14 protein-coding genes are annotated in these 16,907 nt (G+C 57.8%); 2 read left to right on the top strand and 12 right to left on the bottom strand.

The window, feature by feature from the left end:
- Positions 1–232: 232 nt before the first annotated feature.
- From ABJK70_RS02890 to ABJK70_RS02880, 3 genes are read right to left on the bottom strand one after another with little or no spacing between them, the layout of a single operon-like run.
- The gene (locus ABJK70_RS02890; RefSeq protein WP_347257382.1) at positions 233–1,636 is read right to left on the bottom strand and encodes an efflux transporter outer membrane subunit; all 1,404 of its coding nucleotides are present in this window, start codon (positions 1,634–1,636) and stop codon (positions 233–235) included.
- Positions 1,637–1,656: 20 nt separating this feature from the next.
- A complete protein-coding gene (locus tag ABJK70_RS02885; RefSeq protein WP_347257381.1) occupies positions 1,657–2,523 on the bottom strand; it encodes a PepSY-associated TM helix domain-containing protein in 867 nt (288 codons plus the stop codon).
- Positions 2,523–2,882 (bottom strand): PepSY-associated TM helix domain-containing protein, encoded by a 360-nt coding sequence (locus ABJK70_RS02880; RefSeq protein ID WP_347257380.1) that lies wholly within the window; start codon positions 2,880–2,882, stop codon positions 2,523–2,525. The genes ABJK70_RS02885 and ABJK70_RS02880 overlap by 1 nt, the downstream gene beginning before the upstream one ends.
- A 194-nt stretch (positions 2,883–3,076) precedes the next feature.
- On the opposite strand from ABJK70_RS02880, the gene ABJK70_RS02875 reads away from it, so the two are divergent.
- A complete protein-coding gene (locus ABJK70_RS02875; protein WP_347257379.1) occupies positions 3,077–3,307 on the top strand; it encodes a type II toxin-antitoxin system Phd/YefM family antitoxin in 231 nt (76 codons plus the stop codon).
- Positions 3,304–3,690, top strand: a complete 387-nt coding sequence (locus tag ABJK70_RS02870) for a type II toxin-antitoxin system VapC family toxin (protein WP_347257378.1) — start codon at positions 3,304–3,306, stop codon at positions 3,688–3,690. Before ABJK70_RS02875 ends, ABJK70_RS02870 begins: the two co-directional genes overlap by 4 nt.
- A gap of 165 nt (positions 3,691–3,855) precedes the next feature.
- Here the strand turns inward: ABJK70_RS02870 and ABJK70_RS02865 are convergent, their stop codons facing one another.
- The 9 genes from ABJK70_RS02865 to ABJK70_RS02825 all read right to left on the bottom strand — a co-directional run bounded on the left by ABJK70_RS02865 (position 3,856) and on the right by ABJK70_RS02825 (position 16,819).
- Positions 3,856–5,001 carry a PepSY-associated TM helix domain-containing protein gene (locus ABJK70_RS02865; RefSeq protein ID WP_347257377.1) on the bottom strand — a complete coding sequence of 382 codons (1,146 nt, stop codon included), beginning with the start codon at positions 4,999–5,001 and terminating at the stop codon, positions 3,856–3,858.
- Between the two features lie 73 nt (positions 5,002–5,074).
- The gene (locus ABJK70_RS02860; protein WP_347257376.1) at positions 5,075–5,353 is read right to left on the bottom strand and encodes a PepSY domain-containing protein; all 279 of its coding nucleotides are present in this window, start codon (positions 5,351–5,353) and stop codon (positions 5,075–5,077) included.
- Positions 5,350–6,792 (bottom strand): diaminobutyrate--2-oxoglutarate transaminase, encoded by a 1,443-nt coding sequence (locus ABJK70_RS02855; protein ID WP_347257375.1) that lies wholly within the window; start codon positions 6,790–6,792, stop codon positions 5,350–5,352. The genes ABJK70_RS02860 and ABJK70_RS02855 overlap by 4 nt, the downstream gene beginning before the upstream one ends.
- Before the next feature lie 123 nt (positions 6,793–6,915).
- Positions 6,916–7,551 carry an adenylyl-sulfate kinase gene (gene cysC / locus ABJK70_RS02850; RefSeq protein WP_347257374.1) on the bottom strand — a complete coding sequence of 212 codons (636 nt, stop codon included), beginning with the start codon at positions 7,549–7,551 and terminating at the stop codon, positions 6,916–6,918.
- Between the two features lie 52 nt (positions 7,552–7,603).
- On the bottom strand, positions 7,604–9,988 hold the full coding sequence (locus ABJK70_RS02845; RefSeq protein ID WP_347257373.1) for a penicillin acylase family protein: 2,385 nt from the start codon (positions 9,986–9,988) through the stop codon (positions 7,604–7,606).
- A gap of 72 nt (positions 9,989–10,060) precedes the next feature.
- The gene (locus ABJK70_RS02840) at positions 10,061–11,947 is read right to left on the bottom strand and encodes a cyclic peptide export ABC transporter (protein ID WP_347257372.1); all 1,887 of its coding nucleotides are present in this window, start codon (positions 11,945–11,947) and stop codon (positions 10,061–10,063) included.
- Positions 11,948–11,996: 49 nt separating this feature from the next.
- A complete protein-coding gene (locus ABJK70_RS02835; protein ID WP_026611510.1) occupies positions 11,997–13,181 on the bottom strand; it encodes a sulfotransferase in 1,185 nt (394 codons plus the stop codon).
- A 53-nt stretch (positions 13,182–13,234) separates the two neighbouring features.
- Complete coding sequence (locus ABJK70_RS02830) at positions 13,235–14,476, bottom strand: sulfotransferase (protein ID WP_084162296.1); 1,242 nt, start codon at positions 14,474–14,476, stop codon at positions 13,235–13,237.
- Positions 14,477–14,548: 72 nt separating this feature from the next.
- A complete protein-coding gene (locus tag ABJK70_RS02825) occupies positions 14,549–16,819 on the bottom strand; it encodes a TonB-dependent siderophore receptor (RefSeq protein ID WP_347257371.1) in 2,271 nt (756 codons plus the stop codon).
- Positions 16,820–16,907 lie beyond the last annotated feature (88 nt).

Here is a 16,907-nt window from a genome sequence, read left to right as displayed (position 1 = left end):
GCCTGCGGGGCTTGGGACTCGATACCCCGGCGATTCGCGATGATGGCCCAGGCCCCGGCGACGCCGGCCAGCAGGACGAGGATGGGCAGGAGGATTTTCAGGGAGGCTTTAGGCTTTAGGCTGGAGGCTGGAGGAAAACCTCCCGAGCCTGGTGTGGATTCGACGCAACTCGGGCTATGCCCGGCGCATTCGATCTTTCCGGCCGCAAGCCTAAAGCCTCCAGTCCCCAGCCTCATACTCCCCCTCCCAAGGCCAGATACAGCTCGATCCGGTTGTTGAGCAACTGCCGCTTGACCGAGAGGTGCGCGCTTTGGGCGTTGAGGGTGCTGCGGTAGCTGTCCAGGAGGGTGAGGATTTCGATGAAGCCGTGGCGGTAGGCATACACCGCCAGCCTCCGGCTCGCCTCGGTTTGCTCCACGGCTTCCCGCAGGGCTTGCTCCTGGCCCCGCAGCCATTCCTCGGCGGCGAGGGACTGTTCCACTTCGCGGAAGGCGTTGAGCGCCGCGCTCTTGTAGCGGTTGAGCGCTTCCTCGGCCAGGGCTTGGTTCAGCCGAATCTCGCCCTTCAGTCGTCCGCCGGTGAAGAGCGGCTGGATTAGGCCCATGAACACATTCCAGGCGGCGGCGCGGGGATCGATGAGTTCCGTCAAGGCCGCGCTACGCGTGCCGCCGGCAGCGGTGAGCGCCACTCGCGGCAGAAGGGCCTTTTGCGCGCTCTCCACCCGAAAATCGGCGGCACGCAGGCGCTCGAAGGCGGCGATCAGATCGGGACGCCGCGCCAACAGCTCCGCAGGCAGGCCGGCGGATAGAGAAACCGGGGGCTCCGGCAGGCGGGCGGTCGCGGTCAGACGGCCGGAGGGATAACGGCCCAGCAGCACTTCCAGCCGACGGGTAGCCAACTGGACCCGATTGCGCGCCACCGCCAGCTGGGCCTCGGCGTTGGCGAGATCCGTGAGCGCGAGGCGCAGATCGAGGCCGCGGGTGAGTCCCCGCGCGAAACGGCCGCGCACCAATTCGACGATGGTACGGCGCTCTTGGATCGATCGCTCGGCGACCTCGACCTGGAGCTTCGCCTCCGCCAGCTCGAAATAACTTTGCGCCGTCCGTGCCGCCAGCGACAGGCGCGCGGCGTGAAAATCGGCCTCGGTCGCGGCGGCTTCCTGAACGGCCGCCTGCTGGAAGGCCCGGATCCGACCCCAGACATCCAGTTCCCAGTCCAGCGTGAACAGGGCTTCGAAAGCACCGAATTCGGTCGAGCCGAAACCGGCGCTGCGCACCCGGGCGCGCTCGTAGCCGGGGGCGAACGCCAACTGCGGCCAGCGCCAGGCGCCATCGATGCGGGCTTGTTCCCGAGCGGCGTCCACCCGCGCGGCAACCGCTTTGAGGTCGTAGTTGCCGGCCAGGGATTCCTGCACCAGGGCACTCAAGGCGGGATCGGCGAAGGAATCCACCCAACGTTCGAAGACCGGTCGGCCGGGCTGATCAGTGCCGGTCCACCGGCTCGGGACCGTTCCCGAGAGGTCCGCGGCATTCCGCTCCGGAGTCAGCGTGCAACCGCTCGTCGTCACCAGGAGCAAGCCCAAAAGCCACGGCGAAACGTGGAAGGACGTTCGCGGAGAGGCGACGAACCTCGGCACGATCAATTCGATCCTTTCGATCAGGCGATGCCGGTCGGTTCGGAGACGGCCACTGTGCGACGCCGCCGCCGTGCCCGACGTTTCCTGAGCCAGATGACGACGCCCGTCACCGACAGCATGACGATGGCGAGTCCGAGCAGGCAGACGAAGATCCGATAGGGCAGTCCAAAAACGGCGGCCTTGTGCAGAGCGAACAGCCATGTGGTGACGGTATTGCCGGCATATTGGCCGGTGGGCAGCAAGAGAAGCCTCAGTTCGCCGCTGTCGGCGTCGAAAAAGACCTGGGTCAGGCCGCCCTTGGCCTGGATGTCCCGCGAGCTGCGCACTTGATACACATAGACCCCGCGTTCGCGATCGAGACGCAGCGCGACGGGATGCTCTATCGCGAAGCCGTGGAGCATGGCCTGTTGTTCCATCAACCGTTCGCCCGCTGCCTGGGCTTGACGCCAATCGAGGCCGGGATTTTGCAGAGGTTCCGCGCGTACGCTCAGCTCGGTCCAGGGCGCCTTGAATTCTAGCGCCGCCCGCATCGCCCAGGTGTAGACCGTCTCCGGAAGATTCATGTAGACGCTGGACCAGGCGAAGACCAGCAGCGCCGCCCACAACCACAGGCCGCCGGCCCGGTGCAGGTCGAAATTGAGCTTGTAGCCACCCGTTCGCCAGCGAATTTTCCAAGCCGGTTTCCAGCGCTGCCACCAGCTCCTGCAGCCCTCCTCTTCGGGCCAAAGGGCCGGGTGGCGTGCGCGCGACCTGCGCCGCTGCGGCAGGGTGAGATAAAAGGCGACGAAGCAGTCCAGAGTCCAGACCAGGGCGCAGATGCCGAGAATCCAGATGCCGTTCATGCCGTCCATTGCCAAAGCGAAATGCAGCTTGTAGACGAAATTCATCAAGTTGTGCACGCACTCCGAGATTGCCCCCAGGTAAAACGTATGATCTCCTCTCCGGTGACAGGATCGAGCCGCAGGTATCTGAACCCCAACTCGGGCTCGCCTGGCCGGGCACTGACGCCGACCCAAGCGGCCGAACCCTCGATACCATAGAAGACCGTATCGACACGGGCGCGGGGCACCTTTTCCTGTCCCAATTCCGCGAGGCGGGCCAAGTCCAGCGGCTCGCCCCGATGTACTTGGTACACCTTGGGGTTCGCCAGACGATCCAGTTCCGGCAGAAACGCCAACAGGCTCCCGGTAAGCCCCACCAGGATCAGGAGTCCGGCCATGGCGAGGCCAGCGTAACGGTGGATCAATACCCAAACTCGGCGGCTCCTCCAGCGCGTAACCGGTTTCCAATGGAACAAGCCCTGAATTCAGGGTGGTATCTCCTTATCGAATTTTGTCATCGCGTTCTTCGCCCCAAATGTAGAGAGTCGGGTTTGTTATTTGACCATCTGTCGCTTATACTTAGTCAATAAGTTAGCCAAGCGCCGAGATCAAAATCGTCATGCCTTACCAAGTCAATGTCCATGAAGCGAAAACCCAGCTTTCGTCGCTGCTCGCACGAGTGGAAGCGGGCGAGGAAGTCATCATCGCCCGTGCCAACAAACCGATCGTGCGCCTGATACCGTACACCGCGCCCAAGCCGTCTCGACGCTTGGGCGAAGCCAAGGGACTGGTCGAACTTAAGCCCGATTTCGAGGAACTTCCCGAGGACTTCATGGCTTATTTCGAATGAAAGTTCTCCTGGATACTCATGCCTTCATCTGGCTGGTGACCGACGATCCCAAGCTTTCCGAAACCGCAAAAGCGGTTTTTCTCGATAACGACAACGAGATTCTGCTCAGTGCGGTCACCGGCTTCGAAATCGCCGTGAAATACTCGCTCGGGAAACTGAACCTCGCCGAGCCGCCCCGGCAGTTCATCGACAAGCGCATCGAGGCCAATGCCTTAACGCCGCTCCCAGTCACTATCGCCCATACGATGTGGCTGGCCGACCTACCCTTTCATCACCGAGATCCCTTCGACAGGCTGCTAGTGGCTCAAGCCCTGAGCGAGGATATCCCCATCCTGAGCGTGGACAGCCAGTTATCCGCCTACGAAATTCATCGGATTTGGTGAGCCTGTCGTCCCTGCAAAATCCGACGACATCGAAAAACCAACAACATGAGCGGGGGCAGGTTCCCTGCCCGCCTTCGATTCGCCTGCCGACATCTCCACGATTTTCCCGTCCTTGTACGCTTGCTGCCATTGCCGCTGGAGGCGGCTGATTGCCACGCGGTTGCGCTAGGCGCATCCGGTCGGTCCGGGGGCGGCCACTGTGCGACGACGCCGCCGTGCCCGACGTTTCCTGAGCCAGATGACAACACCGGTCACCGACAGCATGACGATGGCCAGGCCCAATAGGCACACAAAAATTCGGTAAGGTAGACCAAACACCTTGGCTTCGTGTAGGGCGGAAAGCCATGTAGTCGCCGTGTGACCGGAATGATGGCCGGTCGGAAGGTAAACGTCCAGCAAACGCCCGGAGTAAAGATCAAAATGGACGGCAGTGGCGGCATAACCGACATCCAGGCTACTCTTGACCCGATAGTGGTAGCGCGCTCTTTCTGGCTGCCGGTACAAGGCAACGGGCTTTTCGATCGTAAAGCCGTAGCGTTCGGCCTGTTCCCGCATCAACCGCTCCGCCGTGGCCTGAGCTTCGATCCAGCCCAACGGCACGGCATTCGGAAGCGGCTCGCGTTCAGCCGGTTCGTTTTCGGTGGGAAAATCGAAGAACAGCCCCATGACCGGCTGATAGACTTCCTGGTGCAGATTGAACCCGACACTGGACCAGGTGAACACCAGCAGCATGATCCACAGCCAGAGCCCGCCGGCTCGGTGCAAGTCGAAGTTGATGCGGTAGCCGGACGCCGTCCATTTGACTTTCCAGGCTGGTTTCCAGCGCTGCCAGAAGGAACGATCAGCCGAAGTCCTATTCCCCCTCTCCCTCTGGGAGCGGGCTGGGGCGAGGGAATGAAAAATGGCACCGGACTTATGGAAATGAAAAATACCTTTTACCGCCCTCGCCTTAACCCTGACCCGTTCCCAGAGGGAGAGGGACCCGGACCTGCGCGCCGGCAGGGTCAGGTAAAACGCCACGAAGCAGTCGATCGTCCACACCAGCGCGGTGATACCCAAGATCCAGCTTCCCACCGGCCCGAGGGCCAAATTCATGTGCAGGCGATAGATGAACGGCATCAGATTGTCCAGCCCGGTCGGCAACCCACCCGTCGCCAGCCGCCCCAATTCCGTCCCCGTTCCCGCATCCAGGACGAGTTGGTCAAAACCAAGCTCATAAGGCTGCCCGGTAGCGGGGTCGACGCGCGGATCGAACCAAATCAACGCCGTACCGGACGGCGTTATTCCAAATCGCTTTCTTCTATAGAGCATTAATTCTGTAGGGTAGATCAGGTCGTGATTAGGTAACCTAATGATAAACTTAAAATAGTTTGGTTACATTGCGCTAACCCACCATAAAATTAATGTTCACTCGAATGCCGAATGGAATTAGATACACCCGCGTCACATCGGCGTTAGGCAGCAAGGCTTGAGCGGCCAGGGCCAACTCGCCCAAGCCCATCGTTCGCGCCGATTGGATGGTTGGAAACAAATGAGGTGCAAACGCACGGTTGAGTTCCGAAAGAACGGCGAGCAGGCTGCCGGTCAAGCCGACCAGAATCAAAAACCCGGCCATGGCGAGGCCAGCGTAACGATGGATCAATACCCAAACTCGGCGGCTCATCCGGAAATCCCGACGGCGTCCAAGGATTTCCCGAAAATGGCGGCAATCTTGTCGACATCACCCTTAGTCACGATCAAAGGCGGCAAAAAACGCACCACGCATCCCTGGCGTCCACCCAATTCCAGGATCAAACCGTGGCCGAGACACGCCCTCTGAATCCGACGGGCCAGTTCACGGCACGGTGGACGTGCGCCGAGACGATCGGGCTCGGCTTGCGCATCCACGATCTCGACGCCGATCATCAAGCCCCTTCCCCGTACGTCGCCGAGGCAAAGAAAATCTTGCTGAAGTTGGCGCAAATGCCCCATCAGCCGCTCGCCCATGGTAGCGGCATGAACATGGAGTCGATTGTCTTTCACGAATTGAAGGGTCGCGGTACCCGCCGCCATGGCCAATTGGTTACCCCGGAACGTGCCAGCATGAGCACCCGGTTGCCAGCAATCAAAGCTTTCGTGGTAGACCACCACACTCAGAGGCAGTCCGCCACCCACGGCTTTCGAAAGCACCAACACGTCCGGTAGGATGGCGGCATGCTCGAAAGCGTACATCGTCCCCGTGCGGCCCACGCCGGTCTGCACTTCATCAACGATCAGGGGAATACCCCGCTCGCGGGTGATGCGCCGGATCTCCCAAAGCCACTCATCCGGCGCCGGAATAACACCACCCTCCCCTTGCACGGCTTCGAGGATCATCGCCGCAGGCGAAGCGATACCGCTGTTGCTGTCGTCCAGCAGGCGCTCGATATAGTGCAGGGACGCGCGCCAACCCGCTTCGCCACCGAGGTTAAACGGGCAACGATAGGCGTAGGGAAACGGCAGAAAATGCACGTCCGCCATCAGGCCGGACACCGCCAGCTTCGGGCCGAGTTCGCCGGTCAAACCTAGAGCGCCGTGGGTCATACCGTGATACGCACCGTGAAAGGCGAGGATAGAGCGTCGTCCGGTGGCTGTCTTGACCAACTTGATTGCCGCTTCGACAGCATCCGCTCCGGACGGTCCGCAGAACTGGATACGGGCGTGGTTGGCAAATTCCTTCGGGAGTGTGGAGAAGAGTTCCTCGACGAAACAGTCTTTGATCGGTGTCGTGAGATCCAGGGTTTGAAAAGGAATGCGGTCCGCCAAGACCCGCTCGATGGCTTCCGTTACAACCGAATGATAATGCCCCAATGCCAGAGCCCCGGCGCCGGACAAACAGTCGATGTAAGATTTACCGCTGGCGTCTTCCAGATAGATACCTTGCGCCCGTCTCAAGGCTATCGGCAACCGGCGCGGATAACTGCGGGCGTTGGATTCGAAAGCCGCCTGGCGGCGGAGATAATGACCATTGTCCGCTGCCTCGGTCACCTGCCCCGCCACGCTGATCGAGAGTGCCGTGATCCCCGCATCATCCGGAAGCCCTTCGTTCAAGGCGCACTCCGCTTCGAGTGAAACGATCTTCATCCTGATACTCCTGTTCTTATCGAGTTTGTCCGGTCATTATCAATACGTCGCGCGTCTTCATTCCGGAGTCGCTGAAAAACCTTTCGAAGAAGGCTCATTCTTCCGGGGCCATTCGCCGAGTGGTCACGGTCTTTCTCGCTCCTTCTGGGGTGAACCGGCGATGTCCGGCAGCTTTCTGTGTACCCGCAGATAGGTGACGACAGCAGCCGCGCATTCCTCCAAGCCGTCACGCCCCGTGAAAACCTCGATTTCCGGATCCCGGGGCACCTCGTAGGGTGAGGAAATGCCCGTAAATTCCGATATTTCTCCCCGGCGCGCCTTTTGATACAGCCCTTTGGGGTCGCGCCGCTCGCACACATGCAACGGCGTGTTGCAGTAAACTTCAATGAATTCTCCGGGCTCCACCAGTCCGCGCACCATTTCCCGATCCGCACGAAACGGGGAAATGAAGGCCGTGAGCACAATGATGCCGGCGTCCCAAAAAAGCTTCGCCGTTTCGCCGATGCGGCGGATGTTTTCCTGGCGATCTTCGGTGCTGAAGCCGAGATCCGAGCACAACCCGTGTCGAACATTGTCGCCGTCGAGAACATAAGTACGACATCCGCTTTGAAATAGACTTTCTTCCACCCGGTTGGCCAAGGTCGATTTGCCCGCCCCGGACAAGCCGGTGAACCATAAGATCAAACCGCTATGGCCGTTCTGGCGCTCTCGGTCGCTTCGCGTCACCGTTGATCGATGCCATACGACTGCTCTATTCATCGGAAGCGTCTTGCCAATCTCACGAACGTCTACATTAATCACATCGCTCTCCTTAACTTGTCTTGATCGGTCGAAACTTCAGCCGATGTACCGTTTTGCCCGCCAATAGTTCCGCTGCCACGCCATCCACCCAGTTTTTCTGCTGATCCCGATAGAATTCCGAAAGCGGATGTCCCGACTGCCCGGCCGGCATATGGAAAATCGCGTTCGCCTCGCGGCCCGGGGCTACGACCAGCCGCTCGCTGGCACCACCCCGGGAGTTCGCCAAACGTACACAGTGGCCGCATCCCGGTATCGCCTGCTCCGGCATGTTGAGGACCGCATCGAGCAGCGGCGCTACGGCGGAAAACGGATGTTCGATGCGGGCCTTGTTAACGCATCCCCAGGTCAGATTCTCCAGCGACCGGGTGCCGCAATTCGCCATCGCCCGATGCGTTGCCTCCTTCAGCTTGGCCAAAATGAAGGCGTCCCAATCGGGGTAAACGTCTCTGTCCGGCTGCAATTCCGGCGCTTGGGCTTCCAGCAGTGCCCGTAACGGTTCGTCCATATTGCGCCAGTTGTATTCGAAATCCGGATCCAGTTCACGGCAGCGCGCGAAAAAGGGCGAGAGCACGGCGTCCGCCAATATCCGGCGAAACTCCGCAAGAATCGGAAGGCCTAGAGAAGCGGGCTCGGCACGGCCGTCCCACGATTGCAAATAGCGCCGTAGATGGCTCAACTCCCCTTCGGTATCATCCGTTCGTTTCCGGTCGAGGACGGCCAAGGCCAAATTTTCGTAGTAACGATAAAAGTCGGTCTGGGTATCCAGCTGTACCTTCAGTAGGTCCCATTCCGTGATATCGCCCATTTCTGCAAGCCGCTCGGAAATCCGGTAAGCGCGATAACCACTGTCGAAATCATGCCCGATGACATGGGAGTATTCCCTCCCTGCCATGCGCTGGTTGGCATTGACCAGATATCCCGCGGGTGGATTGACGATGCGTGGTTTATCTTTGCCCGGGACGTACCCCTTCCAACCCGCGGTACCATCTGCCCAGGACCGGCTGACCAAACCGTCCAGCCCGTCTCTCGCCGGGATCTTGCCCGCGTAAGTCCACCCGATGTTGCCCTTGCCGTCCGCGACCAGCCCATTCAAGGGCGGTCCCCCGGCCTGTTGGAGAATCGACAAGGCTTCGAACACATCCTCGGCATCGCCGAGGCGCAATAAATCCAAATCGGTCGCAACCGGGTCCAGGGCCGTCCAATGCACGGCCACCGGTTTCCCGAGCAACGGCTCAGGCAACACGGGTCCCCAAATCGTGGTGCGCACCTCGACGGTCGTATCGGGCCGACCTTTGACCCGGATCGTCTCTCGGCGCGATCCGAACTCCGCGCTCCCGGAAGGTGTCCGGTAAACCGCAGGGTTTTGCCCGTCGACGTCGAGCGAAACGAAATCGAGGAAATCGCCCGCGACATTGGTGAAACCCCAGGCGACGCGGCGATTGGCACCGGAAATGAACAGCGGCACCCCCGGCAGAGTAATCCCGGATAAGAAACCATCCCCGAGGTGCACTTCGGCGCGATACCAGATATTGGGCACCCGAAGTTCCAGGTGCATGTCGTTCGCCAGTATTGCGCGTCCGTCCCGGGTCTTCTTCGGACCGACCAGCCATCCGTTGGAACCCGCCACGACCTCGGAAACGCCCACCAATCCGGCTTGCCGGCGGGAACTCCCGCTCAACAGTGCGGCCAGTGCCTCCCGCGGCAGGGGTTGCGGCGGTCGCCTGGCTATCGAGCCAGCGGCGACGCTGTCGGCATAGCGATCAGAGTCGGGCGTAAAAAAAGCCAGAATCTCCGGGCCCAAGGCAGCTTCCATCACCGTCGTCATGCGCTCCTTTTCGCCGAGCCCCCAAGTAAGCGTCTCGAACATGCCGAGCACCACCAAAAGGCTGTCCTCCGCACGCCACGGCTCGGGACGGTAGCCCAGCGCCAGAAATTCGAACGGCAACACCTTCGCCTTCTCCATCGCCTGGTTGATGCCTCCGATATAAGCAGTCAAGACGCCTTTCTGATCGTCGGGCAAGCGCGCCACGATGTCCGCGGCGACCTGCCCAAAACCCATGGCGCGATGCCAGCGATCGCTTTTCAGCAAAGGCGCTCCCAGAATCTCGGCGAGCCGCCCGGCACTCCGCCGGCGCAACAGATCCATCTGGAACAGACGTTCCTGAGCGGTCACGAAGCCCAGCGCCCTGAAAGCATCCTCCCGTGTTGCGGCCCGGATCCGCGGAATGCCGTGCCGGTCGAATTCGACGTCGACGGGCGCATGAAACCCTGCCATGGCATAGGCCACATCCCGTTCCGGCAACGAAGCCCGCAGGATCCAAAAAGCCCCACCGATGACGGCGACCATCACCGATAGGGCCGCGACGGCGACACGGCCCACCCATTTGAAGCTCATCCGGCCACCCTCAGGCAGTGCCAGGCCAGAGTCGCGTCAATCGCCTTCGGACCATCACCGGCAGGCCGACGTCTACAGGGCGCGTGCATACTGTTCCGCTCCGTTCTCATCGGCCAGCCGGCTTGGAGAAGTCACAATCTCACCCCTGGTACTACCCTTCCAATCGCAAACGGCGTCTCCGGGAGTGCCGGAGCCGCCCTTCCAATCGCAAACGGCGTCTTCGGGAGCGCCGGAGCCGCCCTTCCAATCGCAAACGGCGTCTCCGGGAGCGCCGGAGCCGCCCTTCCAATCGCAAACGGCGTCTTCGGGAGCGGCGAAGCCACCCTTCCCTTCGGATACGAATATTTCGGTAATCTTTCCGTCTTCCAGCCGCAAACAGCGGTCGGCCAGATGGAAATAACCGTCGTCGTGGGTAATGACCACCACTGTCTTGCCCCTGGCCTTCAGCGACGGCAGGATGTCGGCGTAGAAAATCGCCTTGAATACCGGGTCCTGGTCAGCGGCCCACTCGTCGAAAACATAGAAGGGGCGGTCTTCGAGATAGGCCACCAGCAAGGCCAGGCGCTTGCGCTGGCCCTGGGAGAGATCCAGGGTAGAAAACCGGCCGTTTTCTATCTTGACCTTGTGGTCGAGTTGCAGCTGTCGGAGGTATTCCCGAGCCTTTTCGTCCAACTCCCGATTTTTGAAACCCAACAGACTGTCGAAAAGATAAAAGTCGGAAAACACCACGGAAAAGTGTTGACGATAGAACTCCCGATTCGCATCGGTGATCGGTTCGCCGTTAAGACGGATGACGCCACGTTCCGGCACATAAAGCCCGATCAACAGCAAAGCCAGGGTGGTCTTGCCGCTGCCGTTGCCGCCGACGAGAAAGATCAGTTCGCCGGGAACCAGTTCCAAATCGATCGGGCCGAGCACAAAGTCCCCTACCGTATCGTCCCGAAAATAGCGGTGCGTCACGCCGACGAGTTCCACGCGGTTGATCCCGTCCTTTGCGATCCGTCCGTCCCAGCTATGCTGCGGGCGAGAACTCGCCTCGATATCCAGGCTCAGACTTTTCAGCTTTCCCAGGGCGACTTGAGCCCGCCCCAAGACGGGCAGGCCGTTGAACAGGTTTACCAGCGGCGCCATCACGTACATGACGGCGAGGACCGCGCCCGCCACAACCTCCACCGGCAACGACGGCAGATATTTCGGCAACACGAACAGGAAAAGGCCGATGACCAGATAAAACTGGCCGGTTGCCCAATTCGCCCCAAGCACGTAGGCGGTCATGCCGGAAACCTGATGTCGTTTCCCCTGTTCGGCGGTCGCCTGCAATTCGTCGACGAAGAATGCGAGCTGCTTTTCCCGATTGAGCTGCAACTCTTTGATGCCTTCGGTCAGTCCACGGAAATGCTGGAAAAGCCGGTCCTCGCATTTGCGAGCGTTCTTGAATCGTCCTATGGCGCGGCGCTGGACACTGCGGAAACTCAGTACACCCAGAACCATGACCGCCGCCATCGCTCCGAAAAGCTGCGGCGACAGCCAGCCCACGTAAGCGAGACAGCCGAGCACAGTGGCGAGATTAATGCACAGCAACGGAATCCAAGAAAACGACTCGGCGATCACGGCGATGTCGTCGGTAAGATTCGCGAGTAAACGCGGCGCGCCCAATTCCTGCAGCCGCCGATAGGGCGTGGCGAGGATCTTTCTAACCAACTCGCCCCGCAGCCGGAACAGGGCCGACTGCCCGAGCCGCGTCAGAAGCAGCGAAGAGCATATGCGGCTGGACACCATCAGCGCCACGAGCATCACGAATATCCACTCCAAGGGATAGGAAGCGTATTCCTCGTGAAAAACCGCAGCGACCACGAACGCCACCAATCCGGCACTGCAAAGACCGTTCAGCAGGCCGGCGCAAAGCGCCAATGCCATTTGCCACTTTGCGGCGCGCAACAAGAAAAAAATTATCGCCATGAAGATCCCCTATGAGCGGATGCCAGCCTGAAGCAAATCGATACTCCCACTACGCCAGCAGCAACTTGCCGAAACTGGTCGCCAGGCTTACGTTTCCGGCGATGCCGATGGCGCCGTTCTCGAAGGCCTCCACCACGGACCGCTTGCCGGCGGCCAAATCGATCAGGGTGTCCGCCGCCAGGCTGATGACGCAATCGGTCGCTCGGCCGCCCGGCTCTATCACGCCTTTGGGCTTGGTCAGGTCGATGGTCCATTCCTGCTGCTCAAAGCCGCTGATCACCAACTTGCAGGTTCCGCCGATGGTTCGGCCGTAGTCCGCCTTGCGGTCTATGGCCTGCTTGAACTGCTCCAGCACCGCGGCCACGTCGACTCGGGCTTTCGGCCGTTCCACGGTCGCGCTTTGTTCCGAATAACCCAGTTCCGCCAGCAGCGCTTCCATGCGCGCCCGCAGCGGCGCCGGCAAGGTGTTGAGCGGAAGCGAGGCGCCGCTGCCTATGGAATCGGTATGGACCTGCTTGGAAAAATGGAACTTGATATCCCCTTCGGCGAAACCGTCCCGCGGTTTGCCGAAGGTCTTTTCCAGCAAGGCGTCGTCCCACTCAAGCCCCAGAAAGGCGAACAACCCGGACAAGGTTTCTTGGGGTTGTCTGACCAGAGTTTCGTAATTCACCCGATAACAGCGCCCGGCATTGGCCTTCTCGAACTCCAGGATGGCGCTGTTGCGCTCCACCCAGTATTCGGCGATCGCCGCCACCGCGTTATGCGGGCTTTTCTGGATGTGGCCGCAGACTTCCGGCAAGAACCCCAGGCGGCACATGGAAATATACGATTGCACGACGTCCAGGCACTGCCGGTATAGGCAGATGTACCGGGCTTCGGGCAAAACTTGGCGGATAGTCTGCAAATGGTTGAGGTTGACTAGGGATTTGTCGCACCAAAACCGGGCATGGCCTTCGGCAACATAACTCTGCATCAGGCGGTCGACGATTTCGCCCGCCTTGGCGACCGCCCGTTCACGGCGCCGGGATTCCGTCAAGCCGTTGGCCAGATGGGCTAGGGACAAATAACTGGTGGAATACAGCGCTTCGCACAGCGGCCCGATCATAAATGCCGAGGCGAATATATCCGGGTGAGAATCGATGATATTTCTCAACAATGTGGAGCCCGAACGTTTCAATGAGAGAATGAGCACAGGCGCCTTAATTTGAATGTCCCGTTTTAGCTCGGTTTGCATATACGAATCCTCCTGACTTATTCCATTTCAATTCGAGTTAGTAACCCAATCATCTAATTAAATAAAATCCGACCAAATTCAAATGCCGTAGTAACGTTTCCGATAACCTCTATTTTTCCCTCTTCGTATGCAGAAACTGGATTTTGTTTATTTTCAACCATATCGATAAGCAGATCGGATGTGAGTAATATTGTACAGGTCGTTTTTTGGTCATGGGTTCTCCGTATCTTTTCTGGAGCAGTCGGATCGATTATCCATATTCCGCCCTCCACATCGGGAACGATAACCTTGCAGCTTTTGCCGACCAAATTTGCTCGCCCGATTCTCTTACTACGTGCCGCAAAGATCTGGTCCAAAAAATCGCGTATTTGACCATTATCAGATGGATATGCTGGAGCTTTTCCTTCGGCAGCTTCTTTCCTGTCCGCATGGAAATCAAAATAATCATCAATGGATAGATAACCTAGACACACTAGTAATTCGTCTGCCTGCCTACGCATGGCATCAGTTATAAAATCCCGCGGTATTGTGTATCCTTTTCCAATCGAATCCATATGAATATTGTGCTCAAACTCTATCTTGGTATCCCCTTCACCCTTATCATGTTGTACGCAAAAACACTGCTCCAAAATGGAATCGTTCCAATCGACCCCCATGAACTCGAACATGGCGCGTAACACTCGCGCCGGATCGGATACAAGTGACTCGTAAGTGAGCCGGTGCGTTTTACTCTTGTTCTTACCTTCGAATTCCAGGAGTTTTCTGGTTTTATCTGCCCAACTCTCGATCACAGCGGTAACGAAATTCTCCGGAGATCTGCTAAGATAAGACGACAATTCCGGCATAAAACCAAACTTCGAAGTCTTTATACAAGAGTACGCCACATCCATACAATGCCTGTATAGAAGGATATATCGTGCCTCCGGAAAAGTTCGATCAAGAACTGTAAGATACTCGACATTCGCCGTTGTCTTGTCGCACCACATTCGCTTTCCCTTGGCATTAACATAACGCCCCATCAAACTCTCGACAGTCTGCCGAGCCTCTGCAAAGGCAATCCGCTGCTTCCCTTCCTCATTATCATCAATACTCGCTTGACTTATGGAGTAATAAGCTGACGTATAGAGAGAGTGGCACAGTTTTCCTAGGTAAAGTTGTCCAGGACAGCATATATCGGGATGAGTATCCACGATATATCGTAGGAGCGTCGATCCTGAGCGTTCACAGGACAATATGAATATCGGAAGACTGCCTACCGTTCGATTCAAAATAATTGACGATTTATTGGCGTTCATTCCTGTATCGCAACTAATAATATAGTCTCAAACACCGAATACTCACCTCAGAGTATTGGTTTTGATGTAGAGCTAATATTCCAACCTCAAAGACCCGATGACCGTGAGTGGCTCGCCGGGGTTGATATCGAATCTCGGATTTCCGGCAATATCCAGAAACTTGTAGTATTCCTTGTCCAGGATGTTGTTCACGTTCACTTGTGCGGTAATTTTTGAAACGCCGATGTTCCATTGATAGGCGGCCATCGCATCCCAGCGGACATATCCTGGTAATTGGACATCGTTTTGCGCATTGCCTTGCCTTTTATCCGAGATATAAACGCCCGTACCCAACTTGAATCCAAAAGGCAACTCATAATTGACCCAGAGGCTGCCCGCATGCTCCGGCACATTCGGCAAACGGTGCCCCTCGTTCCCATTGTTATCATTTAGCACTCGGGTATCGGTATAGGCGTAGCTACCGATTAGGCTGAATTCGTCGGTCAGATGGCCGGCAAAGTCGAATTCGATACCTCGACTCCGGGCTTTACCGATAGCCTCTTGAATGGACGGACCGGTGGCGGTTGAAGGATCGACCCTGGCGGCGGTCAAAATGTTTTCCTTGGTCAGTTCGTAAACCGCCAGATTGGCGTTGAAACGTCCATCCAACAATTCCAGTTTCACCCCACCCTCAAATTGTTCTGCGAACTCGGGATCGAACGGCTTGCCGTCCGCCGATTGCCCCGCATTGGCGGCACCCAAAGCATGCGTCCAGTCGGCATACAGGGATAACCAATCCCTCGGGCTAAACAGGAGCCCGACGCGGGGACTGAATTCGTTATTTCTGACCGTATTCAAGTTCGGAGAGCCGGTCGACGAAAAGCCGCTCGCATTTTCCGCCCAGTCGTAACGGCCGCTGAAAAGCAAATGAAGATTACGGGTCAGATCGATCTGATCCTGGAGATAAACGCCAAACCACTGTTGCTTGGTGGAAAAGAAATTGTTGACGGGAAGGTTGTCAGGAATGGCTATCCCGTAAACCGGGTTAAATGTGTCCAGTGTCGGAATAAAATCCGCGCCTGTCAGAAACGTTACGCCGCGGCGACTCTGAAAGCGCAGAAAGTCGAATCCGACCAACACATTATGTTGAGTGCCGAATGCCTCGAATTTCCCGTTGAGATTGATATCGGTCGCATAGGTCTCCCGCTCGGTGAGGCCGTTGAACAGACCTCTGTTGATAGTCCGGTTATCGGCTTGCAGGGAAATGGGAATGATGTTCCGGTTGAAGGTGTCCACGAAGTTGATGACGAACTTCTGTTGTACTCGCCAGTTGTCGTTGAAACGGTGCGTCCAACCGATGTGCCCGAGATGGCTTTCGGCTTCGTTCAGGGACAAATCAGGTTCACCGATGAATCGGCTGATGGGGACTTTGGCGGGCCGATTTCCGATCGCGGGAATGCCGCGATCGCCGGTTACCGCATCATCTTTGAACTCGTATCCGAAGTTGATATCGGTATTCTCGGTAAGCCTCCAAGTCAACTGAGGCGCTACGAATTTGCGTTCCCGATCGACGAAATCCCGAAACGAGCCGCTGTCTAGATAAACGAAGTTGAGACGGTAGGACAGATCGCCGTTATCAATAACCGGCCCTGTGGCATCGAGGGTCGTGCGGTATAGATCAAATGAGCCGAACTGTTGGCCCAGCGAATAATAGCGTTCGGTCAACGGCTTTTTCGTCACCATATTGACGAGGCCGCCCGGCTCGATCCGCCCAAATAATGCCGACGCCGGCCCCTTGAGGACCTCGGTACGATCCAGATTGGCGGTTTCGAAAGACTGCTCCGCGAGCCGTAATCCATCTCGATAGACTGTAAATCGCGTATCGAAACCGCGAATAATGAATGAATCGAAGAGATCGCCGAGCTGGCGCTTTACTTGGACGCCGCTGACGTTTTTCACAATATCGTCCAATCGGATGGCCTGTTGATCATCCATCACTGCCCGCGGCACCACCTGGATCGATGCCGGCGTCTCCATGAGCGGCGTGTCGGTTTTGGTGGCAGTAGTTGCTTCTGGCACATAATAACGGCCACGCTGATCTTCCTCGTCCTCATACTTGTCCATTACCGTCACCATATCCAGGGAAATAGGTGATTCCGCCGGTTTCGGACTTTCTTTTCCGGCCGTTTTGGCTTCAGCGCTCTTCTGAAGCGATTTCCTCTCGGAAGATGCGTTATCCATTTCTTCCGTGCCGACGCGATTTTCGATAGGAATTTCCGCCGCTCGTGCACTGAGGGTGCTTATAAACAAAGCCGCCACGCAGATATTCAGATTCGAAAAGAGTCGATTGTTTTTCTCATTCATTATTACTCCCCCCATTAGCTCACAGAGTTCCAATACCTGTTTTAAAATAGTTTTTTCCAACGATGCCATAGCTTGATTTTCCAAAGGA

This window comes from Methylocaldum sp., assembly GCF_039794385.1.
GTDB lineage: Bacteria > Pseudomonadota > Gammaproteobacteria > Methylococcales > Methylococcaceae > Methylocaldum.
Note: the sequence above shows the minus strand (reverse complement) of the source record. Positions and strands in the feature narration are given on the sequence as shown.

What these genes read in the sequence shown, in the direction of transcription:
- ABJK70_RS02885 (WP_347257381.1), bottom strand. Translation starts at nt 2,523, where the DNA reads ATGAATTTCGTCTACAAGCTGCATTTCGCTTTGGCAATGGACGGCATG.
- ABJK70_RS02875 (WP_347257379.1), top strand. Translation starts at nt 3,077, where the DNA reads ATGCCTTACCAAGTCAATGTCCATGAAGCGAAAACCCAGCTTTCGTCG.
- ABJK70_RS02870 (WP_347257378.1), top strand. Translation starts at nt 3,304, where the DNA reads ATGAAAGTTCTCCTGGATACTCATGCCTTCATCTGGCTGGTGACCGAC.
- ABJK70_RS02865 (WP_347257377.1), bottom strand. Translation starts at nt 5,001, where the DNA reads ATGCTCTATAGAAGAAAGCGATTTGGAATAACGCCGTCCGGTACGGCG.
- ABJK70_RS02860 (WP_347257376.1), bottom strand. Translation starts at nt 5,353, where the DNA reads ATGAGCCGCCGAGTTTGGGTATTGATCCATCGTTACGCTGGCCTCGCC.
- ABJK70_RS02855 (WP_347257375.1), bottom strand. Translation starts at nt 6,792, where the DNA reads ATGAAGATCGTTTCACTCGAAGCGGAGTGCGCCTTGAACGAAGGGCTT.
- cysC (WP_347257374.1), bottom strand. Translation starts at nt 7,551, where the DNA reads ATGAATAGAGCAGTCGTATGGCATCGATCAACGGTGACGCGAAGCGAC.
- ABJK70_RS02845 (WP_347257373.1), bottom strand. Translation starts at nt 9,988, where the DNA reads ATGAGCTTCAAATGGGTGGGCCGTGTCGCCGTCGCGGCCCTATCGGTG.
- ABJK70_RS02840 (WP_347257372.1), bottom strand. Translation starts at nt 11,947, where the DNA reads ATGGCGATAATTTTTTTCTTGTTGCGCGCCGCAAAGTGGCAAATGGCA.
- ABJK70_RS02835 (WP_026611510.1), bottom strand. Translation starts at nt 13,181, where the DNA reads ATGCAAACCGAGCTAAAACGGGACATTCAAATTAAGGCGCCTGTGCTC.
- ABJK70_RS02830 (WP_084162296.1), bottom strand. Translation starts at nt 14,476, where the DNA reads ATGAACGCCAATAAATCGTCAATTATTTTGAATCGAACGGTAGGCAGT.
- ABJK70_RS02825 (WP_347257371.1), bottom strand. Translation starts at nt 16,819, where the DNA reads ATGAATGAGAAAAACAATCGACTCTTTTCGAATCTGAATATCTGCGTG.